Raw genomic sequence first — 11,037 nt, forward strand, 5'->3', positions numbered from 1 at the left:
AAGCGCTCCATCACCGCGTTGTCCCAGCAGTTGCCCTTGCGGCTCATGCTGCCAACCAGGCCGTGCCTGGCCAGCAGCGCCTGATGCGCCGCGCTGGCGTACTGGCTGCCACGATCCGTGTGGACGATCAGGCCAGGGGCCAGTCAGCGGGTCAGTCGGCGCGTGTCACTCCCGCACCAAGCGCCCTAGCTGCTGATACAGGCGCTCAATCAGCGCCAGGGCATCCTTGCTGTGATGCGCCGCACGGTGGCAGTTCGGACACAACGCCACCGCATTGGCGACGGTGTCCGATCCCTGCCGGGCCAACGGTCGGACGTGGTGGACTTCGAGAAAAGGCTGGTCGTCGGCCCCGTTGAATGGGGCTGGTTTGTCGCAGGCTTCGCACCGTCCACCCGCCAGCGCCAACACGTTCCCGCGTACTGACCCCATGCGGGCATAACGCTGCACCTCCGTCAAAAACGCCTCTGGCTGTTTCACGCCCACAAGCTCAACGCGATACGGCTGCAACGGCACTTCGCGCAGCACTTTTTCGGATTCCAGTTCAGCAAGGATGGCCTGAATGTCGGTGATGACATTCGCGCCCACATTCTTGGCAGGTTTCAGACCCGTCACCCAGTCGCGCCCGAGCAGCGTCATGACATAGGAGATGTTCTGCATTCGATACTCGAAGGCTTTGGCGCTGCGCCCGAACCGAGCGGCCAAGTCTTCGTAACAGTGCTTTTTGACGAACGCCCGGTGGTGGCGCTCCTTGTCCAGCATGTCGAGGTACGCCTCGACTGAGGCACGCAATTCCTCTTTACTCCAGCCATCGCTCATCGATTTCCCCAGGTTTTTCATTCACGTCTACGCCAGCAGCGGCGTCAGCCTCAATTGTCGCCAGTGAGGCCGCCCATAATCACCTCTGCACCCCGATTTGGAGCACCACGATGGGACACCCCGCCCCGCAACCGACCATGACCGCCGCCGATTACCTCGCCTGGGAAGTCACCCAGACCGAGCGCCACGAGTACGTTGACGGCGAGGTGTGGGCGATGGCCGGCGCCACGGACCGGCATGTAACGATCGCGCTCAATGTCGCGATGGCGCTGAAGCAGCACCTGCACGGCACGCCCTGCCGCACCTTCATGAGCGACATGAAGCTGCACGCCGAGACCGCCAACAGCTACTTCTACCCGGACGTGGTCGTCACTTGCAGCGAGGCCGACCGGGGGCGTCCGCTGATCAAGCGCGATCCGACGCTGGTGGTGGAGGTGCTCTCGATCGGCACCGCCGCCTACGACCGGGGCGCCAAGTTCGCCCACTACCGCCAGATCCCGACGCTGCGCGAGATCGCGCTGATCGACCCCGACACGCGCCGGGCGGATGTGTACCGCTGCGGGGCGGATGGGCTGTGGGTGCTGCATCCCTTCGATCCCGGGCAGGGGATCGCGTTCGGGAGCGTGGATCTGCGCATCGAGGAGGCGGTGCTGTACGCGGACCTCGATTGACCATCGACAGGGGACGCGACTCACCCGCCAGTCAGCACCGGAATCCCCTGCACCTCCGAAAAATCCCGGTCATGCGTCACCAGCGCCGCCGCCCCGATGTCGAGCGCCGTCGCCAGTTGCAGCGCATCCGGGAGCTTCAACCGGTAGCGCGCCCGCAGTTGCGCGGCCAGTCCCGCGATCGGCGCAGTGACCGGTACCACCGAATGGCGGCTCGCCAGCGCCGTTTCATACCGCTTGGCCAGGTCCGGCAAACCCGCCTTGTGCGGCCCGGTCAGGATCTCCGCCAGCGTGATCACCGACAGCGCCAGCCGGACCTTGCCCCGCTCCGCCGCCTCGAACAGCCCGAGGAAACGCGGCAGGAACACCGGGTGGTCCTCCAGCAGATAGATGAACGGCGCCGTATCGACCAGCACCGTGGCGCCCTCGGCCAGCCCGCCCCAGCGTGCGGGTGGCGGGGCCGCTGATTTCGGTTTGCGCGGCGCCATTCAGCCCCGCTCCCATTCATCACGCAGGTCCGCCACGGCTCGGGCCGCATCCTCCCCCCACAGGCCGCGCCCGGACCCCCGCAGCGCCAGCAACCCAGGCCCGGCGGACGGCGGTGGTGGCTGCAGCGCCTGCTCCCACTGCGCCACCGGCACGACGACCGCCACCGGCTTGCCGTGGCGCGTGATGACACTGGCGTACCCGGCGTGGGCCTCCGACGCGATGTGCGGCAACTGGGCGCGGGCCTGTTCGAGACCGTAGCGAAGGGGTGAAGGGGGTGTCGTCATCATGGGCTCCAGAAACTGTACAAACAGTACAGAACAGACACCTCGCCGTCAACGTGACGGACCACGGAACCGACCGTTCAACCCCTACACTGAACACCATGACGCCAGCACTTACCCGCCGCCAGTTGCCCATCGGATTCCAGACCCTGCGGGAAATCCGCGAAGGCGACTGCTACTACGTGGACAAGTCCGGCATGGCCATCGACCTCATCGAGGCGGCGGGCAAGGCGTTTTTCCTCAGCCGCCCCCGCCGCTTCGGCAAGAGCCTGCTGGTGGACACCCTCAAGGAACTGTTCGAGGGCAACCGCACGCTGTTCGACGGACTCGCTGCCGACACCCGCTGGGATTGGTCGCAACCCCATCCCGTCATCCGCATCAGCTTCGCCGACAGCCAACTGCGAGACCGCGCCGAACTCGACCAGCGCATCGACGAAATCCTGCACACCGAGCAGCAGCGTTTCGGCCTCTCCCTGGACCCCGTGTTCCGCACCGTCAGTGGCCGATTCGGCGAGTTGCTGCGCCTGCTCCACGCCACGCACGGCCGGCGTGTGGTCGTGCTCGTCGATGAGTACGACAAACCCATCCTCGATCACCTCACCGACCGCGACACCGCCACCGCGATGCGCGACGGGCTGCGCAACCTCTACGGGGTGCTCAAGGCGGCGGATGAACACTTGGCGTTTGTCTTCCTCACCGGCGTCTCCAAGTTCAGCAAGGTCAGCATCTTCTCCGGCCTGAACCACCTGCAGGACATCACGCTCACGCCCCGCTGGAGTGCGCTGTGCGGCTACACCGACGCGGATGTGGACACCGTCTTCGCCCCCGAGCTGCCAGGGCTGGACCGCGACGAGATCCGCCGCTGGTACAACGGCTACAACTGGCTCGGCACCTCGGTCTACAACCCCTTCGACCTGCTGCTGCTGTTCCAGAACCGCGAGTTCCGCCCCTGGTGGTTCGAGACCGGCACGCCCACCTTCCTCGTCAAGCTGCTGGCCGAGCGGCAGTGGTTCACCCCGGACCTGCAGCGCCTGCAGAGCAGCATGGCCCTGCTGTCGAGCTTCGACGTGGACCAGATCGCCCCGGAAGCCCTGCTGTTCCAGACCGGCTACCTCACCATCCACGCAGCCACGCCGGCCACCCCCGAGGACGACCCGATCTACACCCTCGGCTATCCGAACCGCGAGGTCGAGACCAGCCTGAACCGCGCCCTGCTGCCGAGTTATGGCGTGCCGGAGCGGCCGGTGATCCAGGCCCGCCTCCAGTTGCGCGACCTGCTGCGCCACGCCGACCTGGCCGCGCTGGAGCCGCTGTTCCGCGCGCTCTTCGCCAGCATCCCCCACGACTGGTACCGCAACAACCCCCTCGCCGGCTTCGAGGGCCACTACGCCAGCGTCTTCTACAGCTACTTCGCCGCCCTTGGCCTCGACCTCCGCGTCGAAGACACGACCAACCACGGCCGCATCGACATGGCCGTGCTGTTCGCCGCGCAGGTGTTCGTCTTCGAGTTCAAGGTGGTCGAACAGGCGGCCAAGGGCGAGGCGCTCCAGCAGATCAAGGCGCTGGGCTACGCCGACAAGTACCGCGCCCGCGGTGAACCCGTCCACCTGATCGGCGTGGAGTTCAGCCGGGCCGCCCGCAATCTGATCGGCTTCGAAACTGAAACATTGCCGCCGATATAGCCGCACCACCCCTACCCAAGCGGGCATGAAGCCAATTGGCTGAACAACTCGTTACCATGCCCGGTCCATGTCCAGCCTGCCCCCACCCGCACCGCCCGCACCGCCCGCCACGCCCGATCACTACCAGACCCTGGGCCTCGCACGCCACGCCGAGGCCGCCGTCGTCAAGGCCGCGTACCGGGCGATGGCCTCGCTGTACCACCCCGACCGCAACCCGGCCCCGGACGCGATCGACCGCATCCAGCGCATCAACGCCGCGCATGACGTGCTGTCCGACCCCGTGCATCGGCACGCCTACGACGCCACGCTGGCCGGCGAACGCCCTCCCGCGCCGCCCCACCACCACGACGGACCCGACCCACTGGCCGAACGCTGGCAAATCGCTGTCGGCTTCTTCCCCGAGATCAGGCAGCACCACGCCCGGCTGGAGCGCCTGTCCGCCCACATGGGCGACGAATTCCGCCTGCACCTGCTGCAACACCAGCACTACGCCGACGCCACCGACCTCGCTGACCGGCTGCGCACCGAGTTCCTGAGCCGCCATTTCGGCACCGACGAGGCCCTGCTCGCCTACGCGGAGCAGCTCCTGCTGGCCCGCGAGATCGACGCGGCGCGGTTCGTCAGCCAGATCGTGTCGGTCCTCGGCCGCAGCGTCACGGCCGACAGCGTGCGAGAAAAGATCGCGCAACGCTATCCGCGCAGCGTCGCCAGCCTGCACAAGCGGACGCTGTACAGCAGGATCGAGCAGACCTCCCCACCAGACCGGGACGCCATCGCCGAACTGGTGACGCTGTGCGACGGCGTGGTGCAGCGCGCCCTGCTGCGTGGGGGCGGGACGCTGCGGCTGGGCATGCACGACCTGAAGTTCGAGGACGAAGAGGAGCTGCGTCAGCTCGTGGTGCGCCGGCTCGCGGCGGAGTGCGGCTGAGCGGCTGCGCGGCTGCGCGGCAGGTTCAGCCCGCAGGAATCTCCGGCTCGACCAGCATCGCCAGCGTCACCAGCGATTCCTGCCAGCCGAGGTAGCACATCTCGGGCGGGATGATCTCCGGGATGCCCTCCTGCACCACGTTCAGCTCGGTGCCGCACAGCACCGGTTTCAGCTCCACCGTCACCGTGATCACGCCGGGCAGGTTCGGGTCGTCGAACTGGTCCGTGTAGCGGATGCGCGTGTGCGGTGTCAGCTCCAGGTATTCACCGCCGAACGCATGGCTGTGGCCGTTGCCGAAGTTCGTGAACGACATGCGGAAGGTGCCGCCGACGCGGGCGTCCATGTGGTGGACCTTGGCCGTGAAGCCGTTCGGGGGCAGCCACTTGGCCAGAGCGTCGGCGTCGAGGAAGGCGCGGTAGACGCGCTCCGGCGGCGCGCGCAGGACACGGTGGAGTCGGATCGTGTGGGACATGGCAGATCTCCTGATGGGTTGTCATGGGTTGACCAGACTGGACCGACCCGGCCCAGCCCGCTACGCTGTGCGCCTTTAGCCTACCGCAGTGATGTGATGACAGACAAGCTCAACGATTTCGGCCTGATCGGTCTGGCCGTGATGGGTCAGAACCTGGTGCTCAATGTGGAAAGCCGCGGCTTCCATGTCAGCGTCTACAACCGCACCAACGCGGTCGCCGACGCGTTCGTGGCGCAGCATCCGGACAAGCGCCTGACGGCCACGCACAGCCTCGCCGAGTTCGTGCAGAGCCTGGCGCGCCCGCGCAAGGTGATGCTCATGGTGAAGGCCGGCGCGCCGGTGGACGCGGTGATCGAGCAGCTCATTGCGCTGCTGGAGGCCGACGACATCGTGATCGACGGCGGCAACAGCCTTTACACCGACACCGAGCGCCGCGACGCATGGCTCACGCCGCTGGGCCTGCGCTTCATCGGCGCGGGTGTCTCGGGCGGCGAGGAAGGGGCGCGTAAGGGGCCGGCGATCATGCCGGGCGGGCCGGCCTCCACCTGGGCGGTGATGCAGCCGATTTTCGAGAGCATCGCGGCGGTCGCCGAAGGCCAGCCTTGCGTGCGCCACATCGGACCGGGTGGCGCGGGCCACTACGTCAAGATGATCCACAACGGCATCGAGTACGGCGACATGCAGCTCATCTGCGAGGCCTACCACCTGATGCAGGCGGCGGGCATGGCGACGCTGGAGATCGCCGAGGTCTTCAACCGCTGGAACGAAGGCGAGCTGCAGAGCTACCTGATCCAGATCACCGGCAAGGCGCTGGAGCAGATCGACCCGGAAACCGGCCGCCCGATCGTCGAACTCATCCTCGACAAGGCCGGCCAGAAGGGCACGGGCCAGTGGACGATCGTGAACGGCGCCGAGCAGGCGGTGGTGATCAGCACCATCAACGCCGCGGTGGAAGCCCGTGTGCTGTCGTCGCAGAAGGCGCAGCGCGTGGTGGCCAGCCAGATCCTGCACGGGCCGGACAGCGCATGGACCGGCGACCGCGCCGCGCGAGACGCCCTGGTGGCGAAGATCCACGACGCGCTCTACGCCGCCAAGGTCATCAGCTACGCGCAGGGGCTGGACCTCGTCAAGAGCATGAGCGCGCGCAAGGGCTGGGACATCGACCTCGGCGGGCTGGCGTCGATCTGGCGCGGCGGCTGCATCATCCGGGCGCGCTTCCTCAACTTCATCACCGACGCCTACCGCACCCAGCCGGATCTGGCGCACCTGATGCTGGCGCCCTACTTCGCCGAGCTGCTCAACCGGACACAGCAGGCGTGGCGCGAGGTGGTGGCGCATGCGGTGACGCAGGGCATCCCGGTGCCGGCGATGAGCGCTTCACTCGGCTACTACGACAGCCTGCGCACGGCACGGCTGCCGGCGAACCTCCTGCAGGCGCAGCGCGACTTCTTCGGCGCGCACACCTACGAGCGCACCGACAAGCCGGCGGGCGAGAAGTTCCATACCGTGTGGCCGGACGTGGTGGGCTGACCGGCTCGGCGCACAGGGTTGCGGGCCGATTCAAGTCGGCGGGGCAGGCGTCGAAAACCACGCCAACTACCCTGCCGGAGAAGCCCATGGTCCGCCACCCCCACCCGCATCCCCTGAAACTCGTCGCCCTGGTGTCAGCGCTGCTGTTCAGCCCTTGGGCTGCCGCCAGCGACGGTCACGCGGCACCCGCTGCACCGGCCAAGCCAGCCGCAGCCAAACCGGCTCCCGCGGCGGAGCCTGCGGCCCACGGTGCAGCCCCTGCGGCGCACGCTGCTGCCCCGGCGGCCGCAGCCGATCCCGCAGCGCCGGCCGCCTTGCCGTCAGACGAACTGGCGCGCCGACTGCAGGAGCGGATCGCCCGCGTACGCGCCGCGCAAGCGCAGGCCCAGAAGCCGCGCCCAGCCAGCGGCCACGCCGCTGCACGTGCCCCGGCCGCCCACGGAGCCGCCCCGTCGGTGACGATGGGCATCGTTAGCCCCGCTGCAGCCGCACCGGGACACGCGCCCGATGGCCACGGCGCCCCCACGGTGGAGGCCGCTGCCCATGCCGCCCACGTCGCCCACTGGTCCTACGGCGGCGAAGGTGGCCCGGCCGAGTGGGGCAAGCTCAAGTCCGACTTCTCGACCTGCTCCAGCGGCAAGCGCCAGAGCCCGATCGACATCCGTGGCGGCATCAAGGTCGAGCTGGAGCCGATCAAGTTCAACTACCGCGCGACCGGCTTCAACGTGCTGGACAACGGCCACACCGTGCAGGCCAACCTCGGCTACGGCAACAGCATCGAGGTCGCCGGCCGCCGCTACGACCTGGTGCAGTTCCATTTCCACCGTCCGTCGGAAGAGCGCATCAACGGCAAGCAGTTCGACATGGTCGCGCACCTGGTCCACAAGGATCCGGAAGGCCGTCTCGCGGTGGTCGCCGTGCTGATGGACCAGGGCAAGCAGCATCCGATGGTGCAGCTCGTCTGGAACAGCATGCCGCTGGAGAAGAACGAGGAGCTGCAGTCACCGGTGCCGATCGACATGAACCTGTTGCTGCCGGAAGACCGCCGCTACTACACCTACATGGGCTCGCTGACGACGCCGCCTTGCAGCGAGGGTGTGCTGTGGCTGGTGCTGAAACAGCCGGCGCAGCTCTCGGCCGACCAGCTCGCGGTGTTCACCCGGCTCTATCCGATGAACGCCCGCCCGATCCAGCAGGCCAGCGGCCGGATGGTCAAGGAATCGAACTGATCCGGGCGATCTCGGTCGCCAGCGCCACCAGGGCGGCCTCGTCCAGCGAGGCCGCTTCCACCTGACGGGCTTCCTTCAGGCGCAGGTAGTTGCCGTTCTGTGAACGGGCGTAGAGCGGGTCGTAGTGCAGCGCCATCAGCTCGGCGAACAGGGGACTCAGCGCGCCCGCCAGCGCCCAGCCCTGCCAGCGCGCGATCGTCTCGTTGGCCTGCAGGCCATGCAGCAGGCCGAGCGTGTCCGCCAGCCGCGGGCCGTCCTCACCCAGATAGGCATAGTCGCGCAGCAGGTAGGCCAGCCGCGCCTCGGGCGACGCGGCGATCTCGGTGCACGGGCTCGCCCGCAGCCGCTCCAGCAGCGGCGTGGGCAGCGAGATCTGACCGATCTTGCGGCTCTCCGATTCCACGAAGACCGGGCGACTCAGGTCGAGCGCCTGCAGTTGCATCGCCAGCTGCGTCTCGAAGCGCTTCTGCGACGGCTGCGCCACGCCGGGCACCTTGCCGAGCACGGAGCCTTTGTGCACCGCCAGCCCCTCCAGATCGAGCACCTGTGCACCCTGCGCCGCCAGCGCGTGCAGCAGAGCCGTCTTGGCGCTGCCGGTCGGGCCGCAGAGCACGTGCAGCGGCAACTGCGGCGCGATCGCCTCGATCTGCGCGATGACGTGGCCGCGAAAGCGCTTGTAGCCGCCAGCGAGCTGCTGCGCATCCCAGCCGACCAGCCGCAGCCACTGCACCATCGAGCCGCTGCGCAACCCGCCGCGCCAGCAGTAGACCAGCGGGCGCCAGGTGGCTGGCCGATCGGCAAACTGGTCGCGCAGGTGCCGCGCCAGATTGGCCGCCACCATCGCGCCGCCGATACGCCGTGCCTCGAACGCGCCCTGCTGCTTGTAGAGCGTGCCGACGATGCGGCGCTCCTCGTCGTCGAGCACGGGGCAGTTGACGGCGCCAGGCAGGTGGTCGAGCGCGAATTCCGACGGCGAGCGGGCGTCGATGACGGTGTGGAACTCGCCGATCTGGTCGATGGCGACGGGGCGGTTGTGGCTCATCGCGGCGCAGCCTTCACTTCACCAGCACCGACCCGACACCGGCCGGCCGGATCAGGAACTGCGGGCTGCTGGTCGCCGTCAGGGCGAAGGTGCCCGAGCGGGTGGTGGAGGTGCCGGCGAACGCGGTGCGGTGGGCCACCGTCGTGCCCACCGTCTGCACCGTCACCGGCAGCGTGCCCTGTGGCGCCCAGAAGGCGGTGATGCGCTTGGGCTTGCCATCGGCCGGGTCGGTGTAGTCGCACTCGACGGTGTAGAGCTTCGTCGGGCGGTACAGGATCCACTGGTCGGTGAGGCGCTTGGCCCAGTCGGTGACCTTCACGTCGCCGCTGACCAGCTTCCAGTTCGTGCCCCGGATCACCAGCGGCGCCAGCGCCTTCATCGGCGCGAAGGCGGGCTTGTCCACCAGCGACGCCGTGACCGCGCCAAACGTGCCTTCACGCCCGGCGAGCGGCTGGTTGGCGAACTCGTAGAACCACACGCCCTTCACATACGGCAGCGTGCGGTAGAGCAAGGCCATGCGCTGCAGGTAGTCGGCCTGCGACGCTTCGCTGATGGCCTGGCCGCTGGAAGTGATGGTGGGAATGCCGGTCTCGGTGAGGTAGAAATCCTTGGGCGACGCGGCGTAGGCGGGCGACTGCGTCATCAGCCAGTTGCGGCCGGTGACGAGGCCGCTGTAGAGCCGCTCGGGGATGGCCACGGGGTCGTAGTCGGCGTAGGCGTGGACACCCAGGCCGTCGATCAGCGAGAGGCTGCCGCCCAGGCGCTTGGCGTGCGCGAGCTGGTCGATGAGCCAGGGCCAGCACATGCCGTAAGGCAAGGTCGGGCTCGCCGCGCAGTCCGCCAGTCCGCCGGTGAGCAGCCGGGCTTGCGGGGCGCGGGTGCGCAGGTCGGCGGCCACCGAGAGGTAGAGCCGGGCGTAGGTGTCGCCGTCGCGCACCAGCGTGTAGTTCGGCATGGCACGGTTCAGGTGGAAACCGCCGTTCCATTCGTTGCCGATCTGGTACAGCCCCTGCCCGGGCCGGCGCACGACCTGCCGCTGCGCATAGGCACGGAAACCCTGGGCGTAGGTCTGAAACACCGAGCCGGCGGCGGCGGGGTTGACGGTGATGTCCTGCGTGGACTGTTGCCAGTAGAGGGGGTTCTCGAAGCCGAGGATCTGCAGCCCCAGGAGCCCGGCGGGCTTGAGCCGGTCGCGCACCTGCGTGACGGCAGCATCGAGGTCGGCGCCGTAGCGGATGACGCCGGCGGTGCCGTACTCGGCCCAGGCCCACTCCTCGGCGTCGCGGTAGGTGTTGGCGCCGCTGGTGGCGAGCCGGCCAGCCAGCGCGGGCAGCGTGCCGTACGGGTAGGTCGAGGGCAGATGCACGTTCCAGCCGTAGAGGAAGGTGCTGGCAGAGGGCAAGGGCGTGACCGTCTGCGCGGACGCGGCGGCGCCCAGCAGCGAAGTCAGCAGGGCAGCAAGGGCGTACCGGGTCGGACGGTTCATGGCGTGGATGGTGGTGACGGGGTCGGTGATGCGGAATTTCATGCGGTTAGCCTCATTCCATGTGCAAGGTCGGTGGTGCAAGCCTGCGCAGTCCATCGCGCAACTTGCCAAAACTGGGAGATTCGTTGCGTGTCACGTCCATTAGAGGACCGATGCGCTGTGCCCACTCGTGCTTGATCTGCCCGGGCAATGGCCAGCCAGCTTTTCGCACAGCCGCCACACCCCCTGGGTACACGGCATCCGCCAGCAGCTCCCAGGTACCGCATGGAGTGTCGAGCCTATCCGGGATTTTGTGTGCGAGGCATAGCATGAGAAGAAGGAGCATGTATGCCAAGCAGGAAGACGACGAAGGCGGCGCTGGCCGCAGTGGCGGCGATGCCGGCGATACCGAAGGAGCTGATTGATCAGTTCGTG

Annotated in this window: 11 protein-coding genes and 1 pseudogene; 5 read left to right on the plus strand and 7 right to left on the minus strand. The window is 68.0% G+C overall.

Annotated elements, in window-relative coordinates:
• A pseudogene (locus RMP06_RS16620) lies at positions 1-137 on the minus strand (DDE-type integrase/transposase/recombinase); the annotation flags it as partial.
• A gap of 28 nt (positions 138-165) precedes the next feature.
• Positions 166-837 (minus strand): HNH endonuclease, encoded by a 672-nt coding sequence (locus RMP06_RS16625; protein ID WP_310462909.1) that lies wholly within the window; start codon positions 835-837, stop codon positions 166-168.
• A gap of 89 nt (positions 838-926) precedes the next feature.
• Between RMP06_RS16625 and RMP06_RS16630 the strand changes: the two genes are divergently transcribed.
• Positions 927-1,487, plus strand: coding sequence for a Uma2 family endonuclease (locus tag RMP06_RS16630; RefSeq protein WP_310462910.1), 561 nt, complete (start codon positions 927-929; stop codon positions 1,485-1,487).
• 20 nt (positions 1,488-1,507) lie between these two features.
• Here the strand turns inward: RMP06_RS16630 and RMP06_RS16635 are convergent, their stop codons facing one another.
• Entirely contained in the window at positions 1,508-1,972 is a 465-nt protein-coding gene (locus tag RMP06_RS16635) for a type II toxin-antitoxin system VapC family toxin (RefSeq protein WP_310462911.1), read from the minus strand.
• On the minus strand, positions 1,973-2,257 hold the full coding sequence (locus RMP06_RS16640; RefSeq protein ID WP_310462912.1) for a type II toxin-antitoxin system prevent-host-death family antitoxin: 285 nt from the start codon (positions 2,255-2,257) through the stop codon (positions 1,973-1,975).
• A 98-nt stretch (positions 2,258-2,355) separates the two neighbouring features.
• On the opposite strand from RMP06_RS16640, the gene RMP06_RS16645 reads away from it, so the two are divergent.
• Both RMP06_RS16645 and RMP06_RS16650 read left to right on the plus strand, forming a co-directional pair.
• Complete coding sequence (locus RMP06_RS16645) at positions 2,356-3,936, plus strand: ATP-binding protein (protein ID WP_310462913.1); 1,581 nt, start codon at positions 2,356-2,358, stop codon at positions 3,934-3,936.
• Positions 3,937-4,003: 67 nt separating this feature from the next.
• Positions 4,004-4,864 (plus strand): J domain-containing protein, encoded by an 861-nt coding sequence (locus tag RMP06_RS16650; protein ID WP_310462914.1) that lies wholly within the window; start codon positions 4,004-4,006, stop codon positions 4,862-4,864.
• Positions 4,865-4,889: 25 nt separating this feature from the next.
• On the opposite strand, the gene RMP06_RS16655 is transcribed toward RMP06_RS16650, so the two are convergent.
• Complete coding sequence (locus tag RMP06_RS16655; RefSeq protein WP_310462915.1) at positions 4,890-5,336, minus strand: SRPBCC family protein; 447 nt, start codon at positions 5,334-5,336, stop codon at positions 4,890-4,892.
• A gap of 96 nt (positions 5,337-5,432) precedes the next feature.
• On the opposite strand from RMP06_RS16655, the gene gnd reads away from it, so the two are divergent.
• Together gnd and RMP06_RS16665 are read left to right on the plus strand one after the other, a co-directional pair.
• Positions 5,433-6,866 (plus strand): decarboxylating NADP(+)-dependent phosphogluconate dehydrogenase, encoded by a 1,434-nt coding sequence (gnd, locus tag RMP06_RS16660; RefSeq protein WP_310462916.1) that lies wholly within the window; start codon positions 5,433-5,435, stop codon positions 6,864-6,866.
• 86 nt (positions 6,867-6,952) lie between these two features.
• A complete protein-coding gene (locus tag RMP06_RS16665) occupies positions 6,953-8,095 on the plus strand; it encodes a carbonic anhydrase (RefSeq protein ID WP_310462917.1) in 1,143 nt (380 codons plus the stop codon).
• Here RMP06_RS16665 and mnmH read toward each other — a convergent pair.
• On the minus strand, positions 8,079-9,137 hold the full coding sequence (gene mnmH / locus RMP06_RS16670) for a tRNA 2-selenouridine(34) synthase MnmH (RefSeq protein ID WP_310462918.1): 1,059 nt from the start codon (positions 9,135-9,137) through the stop codon (positions 8,079-8,081). The genes RMP06_RS16665 and mnmH overlap by 17 nt on opposite strands.
• Before the next feature lie 13 nt (positions 9,138-9,150).
• Entirely contained in the window at positions 9,151-10,665 is a 1,515-nt protein-coding gene (locus RMP06_RS16675; protein ID WP_310462919.1) for a hypothetical protein, read from the minus strand.
• Positions 10,666-11,037 lie beyond the last annotated feature (372 nt).

The organism is Sphaerotilus sp., assembly GCF_031429695.1.
Classification (GTDB): domain Bacteria; phylum Pseudomonadota; class Gammaproteobacteria; order Burkholderiales; family Burkholderiaceae_C; genus Sphaerotilus.